General features: G+C 37.2%; 21 protein-coding genes and 1 pseudogene. 8 read left to right on the forward strand and 14 right to left on the reverse strand.

Features of this window, described 5'->3' with window-relative positions; genetic code table 11:
- Positions 1-113 precede the first annotated feature (113 nt).
- The 5 genes from LJF29_RS18985 to LJF29_RS19005 all read right to left on the reverse strand — a co-directional run bounded on the left by LJF29_RS18985 (position 114) and on the right by LJF29_RS19005 (position 4945).
- Positions 114-1004 carry a Virginiamycin B lyase gene (locus LJF29_RS18985; protein ID WP_229150154.1) on the reverse strand — a complete coding sequence of 297 codons (891 nt, stop codon included), beginning with the start codon at positions 1002-1004 and terminating at the stop codon, positions 114-116.
- A gap of 184 nt (positions 1005-1188) precedes the next feature.
- Positions 1189-2061 carry a YitT family protein gene (locus LJF29_RS18990; RefSeq protein WP_229150125.1) on the reverse strand — a complete coding sequence of 291 codons (873 nt, stop codon included), beginning with the start codon at positions 2059-2061 and terminating at the stop codon, positions 1189-1191.
- Positions 2062-2558: 497 nt separating this feature from the next.
- Complete coding sequence (locus LJF29_RS18995; RefSeq protein ID WP_229150126.1) at positions 2559-2972, reverse strand: ArsI/CadI family heavy metal resistance metalloenzyme; 414 nt, start codon at positions 2970-2972, stop codon at positions 2559-2561.
- Between the two features lie 54 nt (positions 2973-3026).
- A complete protein-coding gene (arsR, locus tag LJF29_RS19000) occupies positions 3027-3344 on the reverse strand; it encodes an arsenical resistance operon transcriptional regulator ArsR (RefSeq protein ID WP_229150127.1) in 318 nt (105 codons plus the stop codon).
- A gap of 209 nt (positions 3345-3553) precedes the next feature.
- Positions 3554-4945 (reverse strand): PLP-dependent aminotransferase family protein, encoded by a 1392-nt coding sequence (locus LJF29_RS19005; protein WP_229150128.1) that lies wholly within the window; start codon positions 4943-4945, stop codon positions 3554-3556.
- A gap of 155 nt (positions 4946-5100) precedes the next feature.
- Here LJF29_RS19005 and LJF29_RS19010 point away from each other — a divergent pair, with 155 nt between their 5' ends.
- Positions 5101-5964 (forward strand): DMT family transporter, encoded by an 864-nt coding sequence (locus LJF29_RS19010; protein WP_010333149.1) that lies wholly within the window; start codon positions 5101-5103, stop codon positions 5962-5964.
- A 374-nt stretch (positions 5965-6338) separates the two neighbouring features.
- Here the strand turns inward: LJF29_RS19010 and LJF29_RS19015 are convergent, their stop codons facing one another.
- Positions 6339-6971: a type 1 glutamine amidotransferase family protein gene (locus LJF29_RS19015; protein WP_229150129.1), complete on the reverse strand. Its 633-nt coding sequence runs from the start codon at positions 6969-6971 to the stop codon at positions 6339-6341.
- Between the two features lie 474 nt (positions 6972-7445).
- Between LJF29_RS19015 and LJF29_RS19020 the strand changes: the two genes are divergently transcribed.
- Positions 7446-8336 carry a DMT family transporter gene (locus LJF29_RS19020; protein WP_229150130.1) on the forward strand — a complete coding sequence of 297 codons (891 nt, stop codon included), beginning with the start codon at positions 7446-7448 and terminating at the stop codon, positions 8334-8336.
- Between the two features lie 358 nt (positions 8337-8694).
- On the opposite strand, the gene LJF29_RS19025 is transcribed toward LJF29_RS19020, so the two are convergent.
- The 3 genes from LJF29_RS19025 to LJF29_RS19035 are packed head-to-tail and all read right to left on the reverse strand — an operon-like array spanning position 8695 to position 10336.
- Positions 8695-9318 carry an FMN-binding negative transcriptional regulator gene (locus LJF29_RS19025; RefSeq protein ID WP_229150131.1) on the reverse strand — a complete coding sequence of 208 codons (624 nt, stop codon included), beginning with the start codon at positions 9316-9318 and terminating at the stop codon, positions 8695-8697.
- A gap of 23 nt (positions 9319-9341) precedes the next feature.
- On the reverse strand, positions 9342-9860 hold the full coding sequence (locus tag LJF29_RS19030) for a GNAT family N-acetyltransferase (RefSeq protein ID WP_229150132.1): 519 nt from the start codon (positions 9858-9860) through the stop codon (positions 9342-9344).
- A gap of 23 nt (positions 9861-9883) precedes the next feature.
- Positions 9884-10336: a MarR family winged helix-turn-helix transcriptional regulator gene (locus LJF29_RS19035; RefSeq protein ID WP_229150133.1), complete on the reverse strand. Its 453-nt coding sequence runs from the start codon at positions 10334-10336 to the stop codon at positions 9884-9886.
- 114 nt (positions 10337-10450) lie between these two features.
- On the opposite strand from LJF29_RS19035, the gene LJF29_RS19040 reads away from it, so the two are divergent.
- Entirely contained in the window at positions 10451-11095 is a 645-nt protein-coding gene (locus LJF29_RS19040) for a YczE/YyaS/YitT family protein (RefSeq protein ID WP_229150134.1), read from the forward strand.
- A gap of 231 nt (positions 11096-11326) precedes the next feature.
- Entirely contained in the window at positions 11327-12028 is a 702-nt protein-coding gene (locus LJF29_RS19045; protein WP_229150135.1) for a hypothetical protein, read from the forward strand.
- 204 nt (positions 12029-12232) lie between these two features.
- Here the strand turns inward: LJF29_RS19045 and LJF29_RS19050 are convergent, their stop codons facing one another.
- Entirely contained in the window at positions 12233-12826 is a 594-nt protein-coding gene (locus tag LJF29_RS19050) for a YdeI/OmpD-associated family protein (protein WP_229150136.1), read from the reverse strand.
- Here LJF29_RS19050 and LJF29_RS21345 point away from each other — a divergent pair.
- Positions 12820-12984: pseudogene (locus LJF29_RS21345) on the forward strand (hypothetical protein); the annotation flags it as partial. The gene LJF29_RS19050 and the pseudogene LJF29_RS21345 overlap by 7 nt on opposite strands.
- Positions 12985-13027: 43 nt before the next feature.
- On the opposite strand, the gene LJF29_RS19060 reads toward LJF29_RS21345, so the two are convergent.
- Positions 13028-13405 (reverse strand): hypothetical protein, encoded by a 378-nt coding sequence (locus tag LJF29_RS19060; RefSeq protein ID WP_010333140.1) that lies wholly within the window; start codon positions 13403-13405, stop codon positions 13028-13030.
- A 487-nt stretch (positions 13406-13892) separates the two neighbouring features.
- Here LJF29_RS19060 and LJF29_RS19065 point away from each other — a divergent pair, with 487 nt between their 5' ends.
- Positions 13893-14276, forward strand: coding sequence for a VOC family protein (locus tag LJF29_RS19065; RefSeq protein ID WP_229150137.1), 384 nt, complete (start codon positions 13893-13895; stop codon positions 14274-14276).
- Positions 14277-14635: 359 nt separating this feature from the next.
- Positions 14636-15097 (forward strand): CarD family transcriptional regulator, encoded by a 462-nt coding sequence (locus tag LJF29_RS19070; protein ID WP_229150138.1) that lies wholly within the window; start codon positions 14636-14638, stop codon positions 15095-15097.
- 949 nt (positions 15098-16046) lie between these two features.
- Here the strand turns inward: LJF29_RS19070 and cspC (LJF29_RS19075) are convergent.
- From cspC (LJF29_RS19075) to LJF29_RS21350, 3 genes are all read right to left on the reverse strand, one after another.
- Positions 16047-16250 (reverse strand): cold shock protein CspC, encoded by a 204-nt coding sequence (gene cspC / locus LJF29_RS19075; protein ID WP_010333137.1) that lies wholly within the window; start codon positions 16248-16250, stop codon positions 16047-16049.
- Positions 16251-17019: 769 nt separating this feature from the next.
- The gene (cspC, locus tag LJF29_RS19080) at positions 17020-17223 is read right to left on the reverse strand and encodes a cold shock protein CspC (RefSeq protein ID WP_010333136.1); all 204 of its coding nucleotides are present in this window, start codon (positions 17221-17223) and stop codon (positions 17020-17022) included.
- A 474-nt stretch (positions 17224-17697) separates the two neighbouring features.
- Positions 17698-17847 (reverse strand): molecular chaperone TorD family protein, encoded by a 150-nt coding sequence (locus tag LJF29_RS21350; RefSeq protein ID WP_369012015.1) that lies wholly within the window; start codon positions 17845-17847, stop codon positions 17698-17700.
- A gap of 196 nt (positions 17848-18043) precedes the next feature.
- Between LJF29_RS21350 and LJF29_RS19085 the strand changes: the two genes are divergently transcribed.
- The gene (locus tag LJF29_RS19085) at positions 18044-19072 is read left to right on the forward strand and encodes a fatty acid desaturase (RefSeq protein WP_229150139.1); all 1029 of its coding nucleotides are present in this window, start codon (positions 18044-18046) and stop codon (positions 19070-19072) included.
- The last annotated feature ends 320 nt before the right edge of the window (positions 19073-19392 follow it).

A 19392-nucleotide genomic window follows, 5' to 3' on the forward strand; every position in this document is an offset into this window, starting at 1 on the left:
ATGAAACCTCAGTTTCAGTTAATGTACCATTATTTCAGGGAGATGAAAAAGCATACAATGTTCTAGGTATGGCTTTTTAAATCATGCATTGTTCTTAGACTAAACCTCAATGTTTATTTCAGAAAGCGTAACATACCGATTTTATTACACTCTAATGCGAACCATACGCAGCCTTCTTTGTCACAGCCAATTCCGTGAGGTTCGCCATTAGGGGTTTGGATTGTATATTCTTCAAAGGTTCTCTCTTTCGTGAACCTTCCTATTTTATTTGCTCCCCATTCAGTAAACCATAAATCCGATTCGACTCCCGCAGCAATAGCATGAGGCCGGGCATTTGGTGTAGGAATATCATATTCCGTTATTTCGCCGGACATCGTGATTCTTCCTATTTTATTTCCCATTATTTCTGTAAACCAAAGGGCACCATCATTTCCGTTTGCAAGACCTACTGGCGCTGCTCCCGGTGTTGGGATGGGGTATTCCGTTATTTCTCCTGTTCGGGTTATCTTGCCGATCGCATTGTTTTGATTTTCAGTGAACCAAAGTGAGTCATCGGGCCCCAACGTAATAAAAGAAGGATATGATTCTTTATTCGGCAGTTCGTATTCATGAATCACGCCTTCTGCTGTCAATCTCCCTATGCAATTTCCATTCATTTCAGTAAACCAAATATCACCGTGAAGATCTTCAGTAATTCCATAAGGCGCTGAATGTGCATGGGGTAATGGGTACTCTGTAAATACACCCGTTGCTGAAAGCCTTCCAATTTTATCAGTCCCGTTTTCAGTAAACCAAATATCACCTATTGAAGATATGGTCAAACACAGCACTCGTGCATCAGGAGTTGGAACAATAAATTCTTTGATTGTTCCATCTTGATGAAGACAACTGATTTTATTTGCTTTATGTTGAGTAAACCATACATTTCCTTCACGAGAAACCGCTATCCCATAAGGACCCGAATCCGCTTGTAACATATCTATTTCTTGCAGCTCAATATTCAGATAAATCCCCCCATTTAAGCATAACCTGATACAAAAAAGCCTCCTATTCTCATTATACGAGACAGGAGGCAATGTAATTCCAGTACAGTTTTCTGAGCGAATGACAAAATCAATTTAATATAAAATTTCTGAGACTTACTTTAAAAGCGGTATCTCGCTTTTGGGTTAGACGTTGTGTTTTTCTCTAATGACTCGTATGCCTTCTAAAATTACTGCCCTTCACTTCAGCTACGTCATATACGGTAACAAAGGCATTTTTATCAATTTCATTAATAATTTCCTTTAGTTTTGTTTCTTCCAGGCGGTTGATGACACAAGTAATTTCTTTAAATTTCTCGTGGGAAAAACCGCCATAAGCTTCTTTATAGGTAGCACTCCGACCTAACTGATCACGTATTGTCTCTACCATTAATTCAGGCTGAGTTGAAATAATTTGAAAGGTTTTAGAACCACTTAAGCCTTCCTCAACAATATGTATGACTTTAGACGCAATGTAGTAAGCAATAACTGACAGTAATGCCCCTTGTAAGCCAAATACAATCGATACAAAAATAAACACAAAAAGGTTTAAGAATAAAATGAGATCGCTCGTTCCAAATGGCAATTTTCGAGATAGCAGCACAGCGAGCATATCAATTCCATCCAATGCGCCGCCATTACGTAAGGCCAACCCCATTCCCAATCCAAGGATAATTCCGCCAACAACGGTTATTAACAAGGTATCCCCCTCTATGATAGCTGGAGTGTGGTGAAAAAACATTGTACCAGCGGCAAGTGATACGATTCCGATAATGGATAATAATGCAAAGTCTTTCCCGATTTGCTTATATCCTAACCAGACAAACGGGATATTTAAAGCTGCAATAAGGACTCCTAATGGCAAATCAAATAGCTGTGAACCAACGATACTAAGGCCTGTCACCCCTCCATCAGACACACTGTTTGGAATCAATACGGTTTCCAGTCCATATGCCGCTATAATTCCTCCAATAATAACCATTATGACTTGCAGTATCCTTTTTATTTTAATATGCTTTTGTTTTTTGTTCTTATTCATATCATTCCTCGTTTCGAATATTTAGTCTTATTTAAATATACCATAATAGAGTTATTTGTACTAAAGACCATATTCAGAAGGTATTTGTATGTTTCCCAATAGTAAACCAATAAATGAATTCCTCTGATAAGTTCCAGAACTTGCTTTTACTTGTTCATAACCTAGCGGACTTCTTCCCTTGGGGCGAAGTATAAGCCGAAAAGAAATTCTTAAAAAACGGTAAACGATCAAAAAAGGTAGAAAATATCATAGTATTTATGTGAATCGTTGTTTTTATAGACTTCTTCATTGTTGTCGCTTCATTTGCCTCAAGCCGAACCACCCCTAGGTGAAGCTGAGGATATAAAAATGATGAAAAAAAGAAAGGTGAAAAAGAGCAACAAGTGCTGCTCCTTTTTACTATGCTCAGCTAATCGAGCTTAACGTTTATGTTTACCCACTCATCGGATTTGCCTAGCCGGCGGAAATTTTGACCTTCATCTAAATGAATAACACTTTCACTCAGGTGTTACACAACAAGAGGGAGAATCTTGTTTTTGGTCATCATTATTCGGCTTGGTATAGAAAAACTCCCATTCATTTCCGTCGGGATCTGTAACCCAGAATTTATCTTGGACTGCATAACAGCATGTTGTATTCATTTCCTTACGTGCAAAAAAGCCTTCTTTTTCAAGCCGCTCCTTATGTCTCAAAACTTCATCTAAACTATCCACTTGGAATCCAAAATGATTCACTTGGTTCCCCTGTACCTCATCACGAACATTCAACGTAAAATTCAATCCAGGTTTATCTAACAGAAATTTTGCATAGTCTGTTTTTACTTTTACAGGTTTCACTCCAAAAACTTTTTCATAGAATCTGATCGATTCCCCTAAATTGGTTACATTAACTCCTACATGAACATACTTCATAATGATTCCCCCTTATTGATATTCATCAAGAAATTTTGATTTAATGGTTAAAATTTAACTGCAGCTTCCTTCCCCGCTCTTTCTAAATACACAACAAAGCTCTTCTGACAGCAATTGATTTAACTCAGGATTATTTAAATCATAATAGCTCCATGTACCCTTAACTTCTTTAGTAATTAAGTTCGCGTCCAGCAATATTTTCAGATGATATGAAAGCTTTGATTGTGTCATGTTAAAAATCTCAGTCAAATCACAAACACAGGTTTTTCCTCTTTGACAAAGTTCATACATGATTTCTAACCGTTTTTGATCTGCAAGAGCTTTAAATGCTTTTTCATAATTCTGAAGCAGTTCTAATTTCGTATCATTCATCATATCACCCTCTTAAATCAATTTTTTTTGATGTATTCATTACAATCATAAATTTTCATGAAATTCAATACAATTAATCAATTTTTTTTGATTAAAGGCAAAATGCAAAAACCGTTTTCGTATGATTTTTCCGCCAACATTGTTAATCGCCGTCACTCGCTCTTTTATTCAACCTGAAGGAATATCAAATGGCAAACCTGAAAACTCCCTTATATCTCCCAAGCAGCTTTCAGCTTTTTTATGCCTTCTCGTATGTTGACTTCCGAGACCCCTGCAAATCCAAGTGAAACCGTTTTTGTAGGAGGATGTTTTTGATAAGAAAGAGAAACAGGATAAATTTTGACTCCATATTCCTTTGCCTTCTCAATTAACTCTTTTTCACTGAATGGCAAGAAAACATCTAGTAAGATTCGAAGTCCAGAATTTTCCCCTCGAATCCTGACGTGTTTTCCTAATTCTCTTTGCACAGTCTCTAATAAAATGGCCCTTTTCTTTCGGTATAGCTTTCTCATTCTGTTGATGTGTTTTTGCCACTCTCCATTTTTTATAAATTGAGCCAGCGTCAGCTGACTGTGGCAGGACACTGTTTGCTTATATAAAGAAGTGATGTCATGGCCTTTTTCCAAAAGAGGCGAAGGGAGAATCATATAGCTGATACGCAGCGAAGGAAGAAGAGATTTAGAGAAAGTGCCCATATAAATGACACGGTTATGCTGATCAAGCCCTTGCAAGGAGGGGACCGGCTGTCCTGTGTATCTAAATTCCCCGTCATAATCGTCCTCTATGATGAATGATTGATTGTCTGCCGCCCATTTGAGAAGCTGCATTCTTCTGTTAATCGTCATGATTGTTCCCAGCGTAAATTGATGGGAAGGCGTGACATAAACAAGGGTTGGCTGATGTTCTTTGATCTTCTGTATACAAATTCCTTCATCGTCGACCGGTATAGGAACGATATTCATACGATTGGCTTCAAAAATCTTCCTAGCTCTTGGATAACCCGGATCCTCATATCCTATGAAAATATCCGGTTCAAAAACCTGGCACAAGATTTGCAGAAGAAAAGGGTTCCCGGCACCTATGATCACTTGTTCAGGGACACAATGAACTCCGCGTGATTGATACAGGTACTCTGCAATAAGTGTTCTCAGCTCAAGCTCCCCTAGAGCATTTCCTGGCCGATAAAGCTCTTGGCCATATTGGTCTAAACTATTGACCATACTTTTTCGCCAAGCGGAAAAAGGGAAGTGAGAAGAATCTACATTTCCATAGTGAAAATCAATCCATTGTTCATTTTTCTGCGCTTTTTGTCTCGCTGGTGATGTGCTAAGCATTTTACTATGGACAAAATCAGCATCATTGTAATCAGCAAACCATCCGCTTCTTGGCTTGCTCACAATATAGCCTTCAGCAGCAAGCTGTTCATAGGCACGCTCAACAGTCGTTTGACTGATGGAAAGCTGACTCGCCAGAAGCCTCTTTGATGGCAGTTTCATTCCTTTTTGAATACGCCTTTGATGCATGTTTTCTTTGAAATACTGATAAAGCTGCTGATAAAGCGGAATATCCAGATTTCTATTTAAAAAAGGCGTGATATCCATTTGCTCGTTTCCCCTAACTGGTATGCATTTTTTTATGAAAACTGGCTGTTTTTAAAAGGTCAATTACAGTTTATAGTCATTGTAATCCTTAAATACAGGTTTTGACAGAGAAAAAATGATCTTGTGAGAAGAAACATATGATGGAGTGATTGTAAATGAACAAAGCAACAAATGGCTGGATGAATGGTTTTCTGGGGGTGCTCATTTTCAGCGGCTCGCTGCCTGCGACCCGCTTGGCTGTGGCGGACTTCGATCCGTTGTTCCTCACCGTATGCCGCGCTGCGATAGCTGGTGTACTGGCTGGAGCGCTCCTTTTCATCTTCCGGCAGCAGCGACCTGCCAAAGGTGACATAACTGCGCTATTGGTGGTAGCGTTCGGCGTGGTGGTCGGTTTCCCATTGCTGACAGCCTTGGCGCTTCAGTATGTCACATCCGCCCATGCCATTGTTTTCATTGGACTTCTTCCGCTCGCGACAGCGATCTTCGGCGTATTGCGCGGAGGAGAACGCCCCCGGCCAGCCTTCTGGATTTTCTCGGCTGCAGGCAGCTTACTAGTAGCAGGATTCGCCCTCATCCAAGGCGGAGTATCCTCCCCGATCGGCGACGCGTACATGCTGGCTTCTATCGTCGTATGCGGACTCGGTTATGCAGAAGGAGCACGGCTCTCACGGCGGCTGGGAAACTGGCAGGTGATCTCTTGGGCTCTCGTTCTGTCGCTTCCTCTTATGCTGCCATTGTCATTCTATTTTACGCCGGACTCATGGTCGGGTGTCGGCGTTCCTGCACTGCTTAGTCTTGCGTATGTATCCTTATTCAGCATGCTGATCGGTTTTGTGTTCTGGTATCGGGGTCTCGCCCAAGGCGGTATTGCGGCGGTTGGACAGCTGCAGCTCCTCCAGCCCTTCTTTGGACTTCTGCTTGCCTCAGTGATTCTGCACGAGAAAGTGGGCTGGGCACTCGTAGCAGTGAATATCGCTGTTATATTGTGCGTGGCAGCTGCTCGGCGATTCGCAAAGTAAGAAAGACTATGCAAAAACGGGGAAAACCTTTGTTTATTCCATTTCACTTTTACTGAATGTTGTAACGAAAAAACTGCAAAGTCTAAAGAGAACATTAAAAGATACCAGGGGTCTACAATCCTTGGTATCTTTGATTCGGCCGAAGGACTTGAACTTTCACGGATTATTCACCTACTAGTCCCCTAAATCAAAGCTTATTTTCTTTATACTCCGTAGTAGTGGTGTTAAGGGCATGTATGCCACATAACAATGGAGGTGGAGGAACCTAGATGTTTCAATCAGTTTCGGGTTAAGAGGCTTTTTATTACAATACATCAATTCTTAGTGTTATTAAAATAAGTTTATCATCGAAAAACTCAGTTGAATGATTTCGATCATCTCTCTATTGAATTCATTAATTGGTAGAAGTATTCAGGCTGATGAGTCTTATTGAGGTTATACCATGAATATAATGTATCTGGCGCAAATACATCTAATTTTTTCAGTACTTCCATCGCAAATTCCAGAGGAGCTACTCCTGATGCAGTAATCAAATTCTCATCAGATACCGCAGGCTCCCTCTCATAAAATGTTACTCCTTTATAATGAGGGCAGACCATTTTAAGATACGCTACATCATTGCTTGTATGCTTTCTAGAATCTAGGTATCCCATATTCGCGAGGCCCTCCGTTGCACCGCAAATTGCAGCAACAATAGTGCCAAGTTCTAAAGCTTCGCCAACTTTTTTCAAGATAGGCTGATGAATATCTTCTCCCCAAGTATTCCCTCCAGGTAAAATGAAAAGATCTTTATTCTCAAGGGTACAATCATCAACAGAAATATCTGGTTTTATGCTCAGACCTCCCATCGTAGTAACCATTTCTTGATTAGCTCCTACTGTAACTACTTTTAAAGGTGCTGCATCTTTTTTGAAATATCTTCCTGAGTTTAGTTCAGCAATCAAATATCCATATTCCCAGTCTGACATTGTATTACATACATAAAGATAAACTTTTTTCGTTTGCATCCAATCACACTCCGATCCTATTGATATAGCCTATTATAGTATGATAAAAGTAAATAAGTTGTATTTTTTTACATCTGAAAAGTCAATGCAGAAAAAGTACTCCGGAAAAGAGACCTTAGCAAAACCGTTCTGCGACAAGGGTTCCTTTTTGTGTAGGGAGAGTAATTATCCAAAAGATGTTATTTTTTGAGCCGTAATCAAATATGAAACATTCACATCTTTCAGGAAAAAATTTCATGTATAGTCTAGTATAACCATCTTTTCGTCATATCCAGTTTTTCAAAAATACGCATATCAATAGGGGGATTCGCATGCCACACTCAAATACAACTCTATACACTTGGAAGCCATTTTCAACTTCACCGCCACCGCCGTTTACTCCAGCTGTTGAATCAGCAGTGAATAAGCTTATATATAAAACAGATTAAGAATCTGTGAAATATAAGCTGTTTCGCAGATTCGAAGGAGTAGACAATGAAATCTAAGATTCAGTTTATATTATCAATGATCATTTTCGGCACAATGGGTTTAGTTGTAAGATACATTGATTTATCTTCGAGTGAAACAGCTTTACTAAGCAGTTCAATTGGATGTCTATTTTTAATAGTCGTGTTCATGATGATGAAGAAAACCATTCCATGGAAATTAGTCAAAGCGAATGCTTATACTTTATTTCTTTCTGGTATTGCATTAGGGGGAAATTGGATCTTTCTTTATCAATCGTACAATCATACAACACTTACTAATGCCACACTAGGGTATTACTTTGCACCTGTGTTTGTCATGATCCTCTCACCATTTGTCCTTAAGGAAGAATTATCTATCAAAAAAATGGTGTGTATTGGTGTAGCGATCATAGGCATGGTATTGATTGTTGGAAATGGCATAAGTGCTTCTGGAACAGATGATTTGCTTGGGATCTTTTTTGGATTAGTTGCGGCTGCATGTTACGCTGCATTGATGTTACTAAATAAATTTATACACCGCGTGGGCAGGCTGGAGATTACAATCATCCAACTTGGATTAACAGCATTCCTGCTCTTGCCATATGTGTTTTTCACAGAAGGATTCGGTATCTTTGGAGTATCTGGATCATCCGTTCCTTTTATCATCATTTTAGGGATTGTAAACACTGGGATTGGATTTTGGTTATTTTTCTCGGGTATGCAAAAATTAAAAGGACAGAGTATTGCTATGCTAAGCTATGTTGATCCATTTGTAGCTATATTAATTTCTGCCATTATCCTGCAAGAACAAATGACCATTGTTCAAATGCTAGGTGGCGCACTCCTTTTAGGCTCAACATTTGTTAGCGAGAATAAATCAATCACATTTTCCAAAACGATTAAAGAAAATATCAGCTAAGTAACAGACAAAACAGTGGGAAGCATTTGTCACCCGCTGTTTTGTTCTTTTGTTTGGAACTTGTCCCAAACTAGGTGCCGATTACTTCTATTACTATTGTCACTTGTTAAACCTGATGAGAAATTAATAGGAAATGCTATACGTGAAGTGCATAAAAAAATAGATTAGAGTCAATCACTCCGAGATAGCAGGGCAAACTTGTATTAAAGATCAATACCCCCGAAAGAGCCCCGCCAGAAGCACCCGCTAATAGAATTAAAAACATCAAGTGTTCCTTGAACTTTCACACAAGTTGAAGGCGTAGAATCAAAAATTTGATTACTATTCAATAATCCAAAGTTCGCTAATAAAAGTGGACTTATATTTCATCTTTTAATCGCTTTTCCATCAGTTCTGCCATTTGTTTTGAGTTTGAATCTCCTTCATTTCTTAATTGATCAATGATATTCATATAATCCTTTTCATTTCGGTTCTGACTTAATTTATAGGAAGCCTGAATTTCTCCCACCTTCATCTTAAATCCGACAATACCTTTCAGTTGGCTTTCTAAGAGCTGAGGAGAAAGCTTATCCCATAAAACTGGATTCTTACGGTGTTTTTCGTATGTTTGCAGCAACATTGTCAGGTCATGTTTTAACTCTTCTTCGTTCAAGATGCTGGCTGTACCGTATACATGTACGGCTTTATAGTTCCACGTTGGGACATTTTCCTTTTCATACCAAGAGGAAGAGATATAGGCGTGCGGTCCCTGAAACATAACAAGCACATCTTCACAGGCTTCAAATGTTCTCCATTGAGGATTCCCATAAGCAATATGCCCCGTGATATAGTAAGTATCTCCCTCTTTTATTAACTGCAATGGCAAATGGGTGGCAATTGGTTTCCCTTGTGCTGTTGTGACAATTGTGCCAAATGAGTTGTTTTGAACAAAGTCCCAAATGTCATCAACATTTGTCACCTTATAGTATTTTGGAATATACATATAAACCCGCCTTTCATAAAGAGTTATACGAGTGTTTTGATCATGATAAAGTCTATTTGTTCTTCATCACCCATATAAAAAGAGTGGACTCCAGTTTGAACAAACCCCATCTTTTCATAAAAAGCAATAGCATTTTCATTTTTTTTCCATACGCCTAGCCAGATTTTCTTTTTATTAGAATCCAGCGCAATTTCCACAGCTTTATTGAACAGATGTTTGCCAAGACCATGTTTTTGAAATTTGTTCTTGATATAAATCCTCTCGATTTCTAGTGATTCATCACCCATTTCTTCAGACTGAGCCTCATCGGTATTGATCTTTAAATATCCAGCGACTTCATGATTCAAATAAACAAAAAAGAATTGTGAAGAGGTATTGGATAATTCCTTTTCCAACTGTTTAGAATGAAATGCACGTTCCAAATAAGCTTTCATATTTTCTGGCGAATTCTGGTCCCTGAATGTATCATTGAATGTTTCAATACTTATTTCTTGGAGTATTTTTAAATCTTCATGGCTGCACTTTTTTAGTTTTATACTCATGCTCTTATATGCTCCTTTTAAAATTAATAATCTCTCTTGTTCCCCTTTTTTACATATTCCCAATCAACTTCTACATTTTTTCTTATTCTTTGAAGAAGGTGAAAAATGGTTTCTGCTTCTTTTTCAGAAAATCCCGCTAATGCGACACTATTCGAATGATCATTTTCTCTTTTTATAACTGGAAACACATCCTTCCCTTTTTCTGTTGGAAAGAGTTTTTTGATCTTTTTGTTATGATCATCATCCATCTTTTTAATAAAACCATTCATTTCAAGCTTTTTTATGGCACGAGCCGCTGTTGTTCGGTCTACTTTAATCATTTCAGCTAATTTTTCTTGAATGATTCCTGGGTTTTCACATATTCGGACAAGGTACAAATACTGCCCTTTTGTGAGGTTATATTCTTTAAATCCTATATTGCTTATCGAATCTAATGCCCTGGCAATCATTCCGATTTCGCGAAGAATTTCCTTCATCATGACCTCCTTAGTACATATCTTTGTTGCAAATACAACAAAGATGCCATATATTAAATATAAATTAATTTTGTTGTATTTGCAATAAAATGAACAAAAAAGAGGTCGAGTACAGTGAAATATATTGTTTATGTATTAGGAATTTTCATTTTAACCCTGGGTATTTCTTTCACGATCCAATCAGACCTTGGAACTTCACCCTTTGATGCAGTTGTAGTAGGACTGTCTAAAAATGTGGGGCTTACAGTGGGAAGTTGGGAAATCATAATAGCATTTATATTGATATGTTGTAATTCATTTTTGAAAAAACAAAGACCAGAAGTTTTGGGGATGTTAACAGCATTTATAACGGGGATTGGCATTGATATGTGGCTTTTTTTATTGCACAATTTGTTAACACCTGACCTATGGTACAGCAAAGTGATTTGTTTTGGAATCGGCTTAGTTGTTATAGGATTAGGAACTGCAACCTATTTGCACACAAATTTTGCACCGATTCCAATTGACCGATTGACATTCATCATAAAAGAATTAACCAGAACAAATATCTTTTTTTCGAGAACATTCATTTACCTCTTATTCTTGATAGCTGCAATCATTGTAAATGGGCCAGTTGGCGTCGGGACTTTATTAACCGTTTGTTTAGGGGGGATAATCCTTAATTCCTTTATGCCATTTACAGAACAAATATTAGACCGCATATTAACACACTCTAGTACATCACCAAATGATGAAATAAATAAAAAGCATTCAATATAGTTGATAAAAGGTAGGGAATTCCTCAATGAAATGCCACCCGTATATCGTGTGGTCATCATTTCAAAAAGCTGTCGAGATTTACTCGATTGATCTAGCATTCGTTACCTCTCCTATAATTTTTTCGAACTTCATTTCTATTCCATGGTAATATTAGGTATAACCAATTGAAAAATCAACTGAATAATTTAAGAAAAGCATGTAAGGCTGTTGATGAGGGGGAGGAATGAAATAATGAAGAAACTGAGAAATATTTTTTATTGTAATGCTGTCCTGATGCTGCTCGTCTTATTGCTCGTTGGATGTATGGGCGGTAAGGAAGAAAAATCAAATAATGATTCTTCATTACAATCTGAAGAAAATAATAATGAGACTGACGATAGCAACCAAATAGCTAAGGATGAATCAGAGGCAACAACAGGATCAAAAGAATCCGTAACAAAGAATTCAAATGAAAATGCTTCAAAGGAATCCTCAACGGATGAATCAAAAGAAACCTCTTCAGAAGGAGAAAAAAACGAGGCGAACAGCGAAAAAGACAATGTATTGGCGGAATATTCTTCTGAGCAAATCGAATATGCCAGAGTTTGGTTGCAGCTTGGAGCAAATCAAGAGATAGATGAACTGAATGTTCGGCATATTTCGGCTGGCGAACCAATCAATCCGAATGATGAAACCAGTGCTGGCTATCCGGAAGATGTTATCCAGTTAGCAGGCTCTCGTTTAGTGGATGGATCAGTAACTTATAGCGGTAATGGCGATGGCACGATTAAAGTATACAATGTTCCTTTACGCTGGGATTCCTCAGATGATGTAAGTAAAGGCGTAATGCGGGAAGTGACTGAGGATATAATAAAAAATGCAAAAACAGTGCACGTTGATACAGGAGACAGTGAAAAAATCAAGCGCCTCATTGACATAATGGCTATTCATTAATCAGTTATCGGTTTATTTAAACGAAAATGCCAAACAAAATAAGGGGCGGTTCTTTCATACTTTGAACCGCCCCTCTGTATTTTTTTGTGACACAAGAAATACCAAGGAACTCAAAATTCTTGGTATTGCCTTCATCCTTCAATGCTTCTTTCATGACAGATTCATAGAAATCTCACTTATCAAAATGCCTTCCTGACGAATATACTAATCCTTTAATCCCTTTCCAGCGAGAATTTTCTTCATATATTTTTCAATCCTTGACTCTCGAGTTTTGGGTTGTTTGGCTTGAGAAAAATAAAGAATGTATGCTCTTTGCCGTCCCGGGGTCAATGCTTCAAAAGCCGTTTTCAAAGCAGGAAATTCATCGAATTTATGTTGAAGTTCTTCTGGAATGATGTATTCCGTATTCTTTTTAACATTCACTTCCAAACCGGCTTTTTCAGCTTCAATGGCTTCCTTAATATAGGCTTTCAAGATGGGTTCCATTTCAGCTATTTCTTGAACATTGGTGAACCGAATCTGGCGCGCCGCGTGTACATTCTCCGTTTGTTGGATGAGAATCCCATGAGGATCCTGTAACAAGGCGCCTTTGTGGAACAGAAGCGCACAATATCCTTTAAATCCATGTATTAAAACGACGTTTTTCTTATTAAACGTATAGCAAGGATGCATCCACTTAAATTCTTCAGTCAGCTCACAATCAAGAACGATATCTCTCAACCGCTCATATTCTTCCTTCCACTTTTCAGCTTTACTTAAAAATTCATCAACCTTAGGATTCGTTCTACGATTTGTCATCAGGACCCTCCTCATTTAATCAAGCAAAAGATTATAAAGAATTGAAAAATCAAATGATAAATCTAAGAAAAGCATTTGAGGCTGTTGCTGATTTGCATGACAATGAGTGCCAAGGAGCAAAAGCATTTTATCACGATCATGTTAATGTCACTGATCAATGAAAGGCCTCTTTCCTCGATAAGAGCGATAAGCTTTTCAATATTAAGATTTAACTTCTTTATTCCTATCAATTAATAAGGTTACTACAACACTAATTATGCTGACTAAAGTTCCTAAAACAGAAACAAGAATTGTCAAAAAGCCATTGGGAATAAGAAATCCAATTGGAATCATCCCTAGAAAAGTGAAAACGATAAAACACTGGTATACTCCTGATATTATTCTTACAACCATGTTTCCAAAAAAGGACAAGGCTAATGGAGGGATGAATAAGAATACAACAATTCCAATGGATATCATTAAGATCATAGGCTCATCAAATGAAATGACATTATCTCCAGGGGAATCTTTAGCAGCCACTAGTATAACAACTATAGACATAATCAGTGTAAGTAAAACCAGAAGAAATCTTTTTAACATTGTTATGGCTCCTTTTTTTATACATGTACCTATAAACGTGCACTGCCTTTTTCCATTTTATATTCAGAGAAAGATTATGCAGCCAAATCACGGGCTATAAGTAATATTTTTCACCCCTTACTATCAATACATAAATTTACATATTAGTAAATAACCCCATTAAGTTCATAGAAGTTGAGTTTCACCATTAGAAAAAAATTTCGCTGAGTATTTTTATCATGACTTTTATCGGTAATTAAATCCCCTTCCCTAAAGTATTTCAAATCAACATAATTTTGTCATTTAGCTTCAACCTAGGTTAAAGTAAATAAAGTCTTTGTTAGTAGCTTCTTTTTAATACGCTCTTTAGTTTTGAGTGCACGTTCCCTAATTCATGGAGGAATACGTTTGTTTCATGACACTCGGAACAGGACTTCTGACAAATGTGTGGGTTGTTTGCTTGCAGCCAGTACCATGCGTCATACATATCAAAGGAGGCAAAAACAGTATGAAAATCATTGTTACCAGTATATTCGTACAAGACCAAGACAAGGCACTGGAGTTTTATACAGAAAAACTGGGGTTTGTAAAAAAGGAGGACGTTCCCATGGGGAAATTCAGGTGGATAACGCTTGTTTCTCAAGATGATCAAGACGGAACCGAGCTTTTACTCGAACCAAATGAACATCCTGCCGCTAAGGAGTATCAAAAGAAGATATTCGCCGAGGGCTTCCCAGCAACAATGTTTGGCGTTACAGATATTCAAAAAGAGTACAAACGATTAAAGGAAAAAGGCGTGAAGTTCACTATGGAGCCAATAAAAATGGGAGAAGTCACAATAGCTGTATTCGACGATACATGCGGCAACCTTATTCAAATCATACAGAAGTAGCTTCAGGACGAGGAGTAAACACATGGTCTACTCCTCGACTAAATTTGTGCCAATATAAACCAACAAACATGTCATTGATGCCAAGTCTTGAATTCCTAAAGGAGATTTCATAACACATTTTCAATGAAAACTGATCTATGTTAAATCGGCGAGGTTTCAAGATATACATGGACCAAATGACATTTCCTTTATTGGGGAATACGACACGTAGCCTATTGTTTTGATGTTGTTTTTGCTCGATTTAATTTTTTAAAAAGTTATTGACAATAAAAATATTATCATGTTATTATTAAATATTTGATATTACACCTCCATATATGGTAAGCTTAAAAAGGTTACCATATATGGAGGTGGATGATATGTTTCAAATTGGCGATAACATTGTTTATCCAATGCACGGCGCAGGAATAATTGAAGCCATTGAAGAAAAAGAATTTTTAGAGGAAAAACAACAGTATTATGTCATAAAAATGTCAATCAGTAATATGACAGTTATGATTCCAACGCGTAAAATATTGAGTTCAAGTATACGACCAGTTACTGATATACTTGCTTTAAAACGTATTATACACATTTTTCAGCATGGTGAATCAGATAGGTTACTGCCTTGGAAACAAAGGTATCAAGTAAACACGAACAAAATAAAAACGGGTGAAATACAAGAAGGTGCTGAAGTTGTACGTGATTTAATGCGTATGAAGAAAGAAAAAGCACTTAATTCAAGCGAAAAAAAAATGTTGGATAATGCATATGAATTTTTGATTAGTGAACTGGAAGTAATTAAAGGAATCACTGAAAATCAAATAAAAAGTTTCTGTTAAAGTTAATTATAGAAAACGTATGGCATTCCAATAAACATCCTGGATTTTTCAGAATGTTATGATTAAATGGAATCATTTCAGACGTTCTACTTCTTCAACGTACTTTTAGAACATTAACCTCTTTTGTTATTCCTACAGCTAATTCATTTTTATTGTTTAAATTTCTTCTACAAACATTTGAAGTTTTATCAAAAACTCGATAAAATAGTCACTTGATTTTTGTAATCCTGATTCACACTGGCACGGACAAGGAGCCGTAAGGATGGAAGAGAGGTAGGGCTTTCATCGTGTTAGGAATAGCTAAGTGATTATTTCTAGAAAAAAATCAATCAATCTCCCCTCTATCTTTAGGAATTTCCTATATCCACTGCGACAGAAAATTGTTCTTTTCATAAAATATGGTCAACGATAAAAATAAGACGGAGTCTTATGAAAAAAATGAAGTGGGTGGAAATCTTGCAGATGGATCACCTGTTATGTTCATTTCAAGAATACTTAAAAAAGGATGATTCTTTACAAAAGGGATGGTCCTTTTTGTTCACCGTTGGTAATAAGAGAATATACATAAAATTCATCTGAGGTGATGGATTAAAAGGAAGGAGAGTGTCGGAATTATCATGGATGACTCCCGTTTAGCGTGGCGCTTTTGGCGGTTGGTACACGACACATAGAGTTGGCTATGATTTTTAAAATTTTTCGTAACCGTTTGCTTCCTGATAAGATGTAGGTATGTTTGAAAAGAAATCAATAACTTATATACATTACCGCATATTGTCAATCCATTATGTTATACTTGTAAAGAAACCTTTGAAGCGTTACATCTTTTTTCTATTACCTTGTACCATCTCCCTACTCGAACGTTGAGTAGGGTTTTTTATTGAGTATTATACAGAGAACGCAAAAAAACAGGCTCTTAATATAAGAGCCTGTTTCTATAAACGTTTTAAGATTAAGAAGCTTTTTGAACGTTAGCAGCTTGAGCTCCACGAGCACCTTGCTCAACGTCAAATGTTACTTTTTGACCTTCGTCTAACGATTTGAATCCGTCACCTTGGATTGCAGAGAAGTGTACGAATACGTCGTCTCCGTTTTCACGTTCGATAAATCCAAAACCTTTTTCTGCATTAAACCATTTAACTGTACCTTGTTCCATTTTTATTGCCTCCTAGTGTGTTACCACACATTTAATTACTATCCCTGCCCAAAGTATCATCAAGACGAAAAGTCAATATTCATACTATCCTTTACACGAACAAAAATAATCTTTCTTTATCATAACACGATTCAGAAATAACTGCAATTAAATATTATCATTTTAGTCATGGCATATTTGTTAAAGGTGTGGATACTGTGCATAAGCGGTAAGCTAAATAGAAAATGTCAATAATACCGCATCGAATGTATAGCATGGTCTAAGAGAGCTTATTAATATCTACGGTTTGAAAACCCAAAATTTTTTTTAAAAAGTTCAGCTGTTTCTGCAGATGTCTCCAAACTGTTACTCATTGTTTATCCCTGTTCGCCAAAAATATTTGGCCACAAATTATCTTCCTTTTCTTCATTACCACTTTCCAAATCCTTTTCAAAATTTTGACACTCAACATTCAATTCGTATTAATGGTCTCAATCAAGCAATGTCCACGGTCTAAATAAACCGATCTCCACAGGTTAGTGAAAAAAGAAAGAATAGTATGTACTTGTATTCGAAAAGAAAAATAAATAATTTATATACATTCCGCATATTGTCAATCCAGTGTGTTATACTATAAACAAACCTTTGAAGCGTTAAATCTTTTGCTATTACCTTGTAACATCTCCCTACTCGCACGTTGAGTAGGGTTTTTTATTGAGTTTTAGTATTATAGAGAACGTAAAAAAACAGGCCCCTATATAAAGAGCCTGTTTCTATAAACGTTTTAAGATTAAGCAGCTTTTTGAACGTTAGCAGCTTGAGCTCCACGAGCACCTTGCTCAACGTCAAACGTTACTTTTTGACCTTCGTCTAAAGATTTGAATCCGTCACCTTGGATTGCAGAGAAGTGTACGAATACGTCGTCTCCATTTTCACGTTCGATAAATCCAAAACCTTTTTCTGCATTAAACCATTTAACTGTACCTTGTTCCATTTTTGTTGCCTCCTAGTGTGTTACCACACATTTAATTACTATCCCTGCCCAAAGTATCATCAAGACGAAAAGTCAATATTCATCCTTTACACGAACAAAAATAATTCTTCTTTAGAATAACACGAAACGGAAATAAATGCAAATTAATATTATTGTTTTATTCGTGGCATTATTTGTTAAACATGCAGAAAAAGAGGCCTTCAATTACTATGGTTTGAAAACACCGTGAAAATGAATCGCGAGTGTCTTCAACCCTTTTTCTTTGCTTAATCGTACTTCATTATTGATTGTTAAGGATTTCTTTACAAAGCTCGGCTCAAGTGCTAAAACCAGGGCTGTTCACTGGTAAAGCTTTATTTCTGCAGATGTGCAAACGTCACCATGGTATATCCCCATTTTGCCAAGATCCTCATAAAAATTAAAACTTGATCTCAAATCATCTTCCTTTTCTTCATTACCATGTTTGTTTCTCAATCAAGGTTCACAGTCTAAATAAACCGATTCCCATAGGAGAGCAGGGAGAGAGTTTGGCTCGATAAAGAGATGGGTATAATCTTTATACAACTTTTGTTTCCAGGCTGTCTCTGCTAATAAAGATTTAATTAAGATGGAAATCAGTTTCACATTTCCGATTATTTTACAGACGGATTGAAAAATCGCTCCATTTAACAGCTTTTGAAAAGGATCCTTAGCCGGCTGGAAAGTTATAACAAAACCATGATACTTATCATATATGGAGTATGACAGCTGGGACTTCAAAGGGAATAAAACGTTTTCTATACTGAGATTAAGAACATTAGGGAAGGGGAAACTTTAATAAATGAGTAAAGAAAACCTAAGGACTTTGAGAAAACTGGTTACCCCTTACGAAAAGTCCGATTTACAAAAAAGCATTTTTCAAATCATTAACACATTGGTACCATTTTTCCTGTTATGGTTTTTGGCATATAAGAGCTTGTCAATTTCTTATTTCCTTACACTAGCAATTTCTGTCGTTGCGGCCGGGTTTTTGGTGAGAACCTTCATCATTTTTCATGATTGCTGCCACTATTCCTTTTTTAAGAACAGAAGGGCGAATCGAATCCTTGGAACAATAACAGGAATTCTGACTCTGCATCCTTTTGATCATTGGGCACACGACCACTCTGTCCATCATGCGACAAGCAGCAACCTGGACAAACGCGGTACAGGCGATATTTGGGTACTGACCGTTGAGGAGTATAAGGAAGCCTCAACGAAGACAAAAATCATGTACCGTTTGTACAGAAATCCGTTTGTCATGTTTATTATTGGGCCGATTTACGTCTTCGGGATTACCAATCGTTTTAATCGTAAAGGGGCAAAACGCAAAGAACGGATGAATACGTATGTAACGAACCTGGGTATCGTCGCTTTGGCAGCACTTTTATGTTGGGCTATCGGCTGGCAAAACTTCCTGCTGGTTCAAGCGCCAATTTTCATGATATCGGGAACCCTCGGAATTTGGATGTTTTATATTCAGCATACGTTTGAGGATTCTTATTTTGAAGAAGATGAGCATTGGGAATATGTAAAAGCAGCAGTGGAAGGAAGCTCTTTTTATAAGCTTCCAAGAATCATGCAATGGCTAACAGGCAATATCGGTTTCCATCATGTCCATCATTTAAGCCCGAGAGTCCCAAACTATAAGCTTGAAGAAGTACATAACAACACTGAACCATTGCAAAACGTTCCGACCATTACACTGGGAACAAGTCTTAAGTCGTTAAAATTCCGACTATGGGATGAAGAAGGCAAAAAATTTGTTGGTTTTAGCCATTTAAAAAAAGCTCCTAAAAGCCAAGTATCAGTGCGGCTAAAAACGGATTAAATACCCTCCCTTAATCGAGATAAGGGACAGTGTATCTTGAAGAATAAAAGTGCAGACTCGCGCAACAAGTGTTGTGCAGGGGTCAGCACTTTTTTTAATGCTACATACACTTGCAACAAAAAAATAATACCAAAGGTGATGGAACCCCTGGTATTAATGGGATCGCCCGAGAGGACTTGAACCTCCACGGGTTATTCACCCACTAGGCCCTTAACATAGTAAATCTTTAACAGGTTGTGAAAGCTTATTTTCATTACACTTTCTAACTCCTTTTTACATCATGTCATAAGCTTGTATGAATTATGTTAATAATTGGTGAG

The organism is Bacillus sp. LBG-1-113, assembly GCF_020708615.1.
GTDB classification, from domain to species: Bacteria; Bacillota; Bacilli; order Bacillales; family Bacillaceae; genus Bacillus; species Bacillus mojavensis.

Excerpts from the sequence above, each read along its gene's own strand:
- LJF29_RS19035 (WP_229150133.1), bottom strand. The coding sequence starts at position 10,336 with ATGAAGGAAATTCTTCGCGAAATCGGAATGATTGCCAGGGCATTAGAT.
- arsR (WP_229150127.1), bottom strand. The coding sequence starts at position 3,344 with ATGAATGATACGAAATTAGAACTGCTTCAGAATTATGAAAAAGCATTT.
- LJF29_RS19005 (WP_229150128.1), bottom strand. The coding sequence starts at position 4,945 with ATGGATATCACGCCTTTTTTAAATAGAAATCTGGATATTCCGCTTTAT.
- LJF29_RS19060 (WP_010333140.1), bottom strand. The coding sequence starts at position 13,405 with ATGTTAAAAAGATTTCTTCTGGTTTTACTTACACTGATTATGTCTATA.
- LJF29_RS19025 (WP_229150131.1), bottom strand. The coding sequence starts at position 9,318 with ATGTATATTCCAAAATACTATAAGGTGACAAATGTTGATGACATTTGG.
- LJF29_RS19030 (WP_229150132.1), bottom strand. The coding sequence starts at position 9,860 with ATGAGTATAAAACTAAAAAAGTGCAGCCATGAAGATTTAAAAATACTC.
- LJF29_RS19010 (WP_010333149.1), top strand. The coding sequence starts at position 5,101 with ATGAACAAAGCAACAAATGGCTGGATGAATGGTTTTCTGGGGGTGCTC.
- LJF29_RS19015 (WP_229150129.1), bottom strand. The coding sequence starts at position 6,971 with ATGCAAACGAAAAAAGTTTATCTTTATGTATGTAATACAATGTCAGAC.
- cspC (WP_010333137.1), bottom strand. The coding sequence starts at position 16,250 with ATGGAACAAGGTACAGTTAAATGGTTTAATGCAGAAAAAGGTTTTGGA.
- LJF29_RS19045 (WP_229150135.1), top strand. The coding sequence starts at position 11,327 with ATGAAGAAACTGAGAAATATTTTTTATTGTAATGCTGTCCTGATGCTG.
- LJF29_RS19085 (WP_229150139.1), top strand. The coding sequence starts at position 18,044 with ATGAGTAAAGAAAACCTAAGGACTTTGAGAAAACTGGTTACCCCTTAC.
- LJF29_RS19050 (WP_229150136.1), bottom strand. The coding sequence starts at position 12,826 with ATGACAAATCGTAGAACGAATCCTAAGGTTGATGAATTTTTAAGTAAA.
- LJF29_RS19065 (WP_229150137.1), top strand. The coding sequence starts at position 13,893 with ATGAAAATCATTGTTACCAGTATATTCGTACAAGACCAAGACAAGGCA.
- LJF29_RS19020 (WP_229150130.1), top strand. The coding sequence starts at position 7,446 with ATGAAATCTAAGATTCAGTTTATATTATCAATGATCATTTTCGGCACA.
- cspC (WP_010333136.1), bottom strand. The coding sequence starts at position 17,223 with ATGGAACAAGGTACAGTTAAATGGTTTAATGCAGAAAAAGGTTTTGGA.
- LJF29_RS18990 (WP_229150125.1), bottom strand. The coding sequence starts at position 2,061 with ATGAATAAGAACAAAAAACAAAAGCATATTAAAATAAAAAGGATACTG.
- LJF29_RS19070 (WP_229150138.1), top strand. The coding sequence starts at position 14,636 with ATGTTTCAAATTGGCGATAACATTGTTTATCCAATGCACGGCGCAGGA.
- LJF29_RS18995 (WP_229150126.1), bottom strand. The coding sequence starts at position 2,972 with ATGAAGTATGTTCATGTAGGAGTTAATGTAACCAATTTAGGGGAATCG.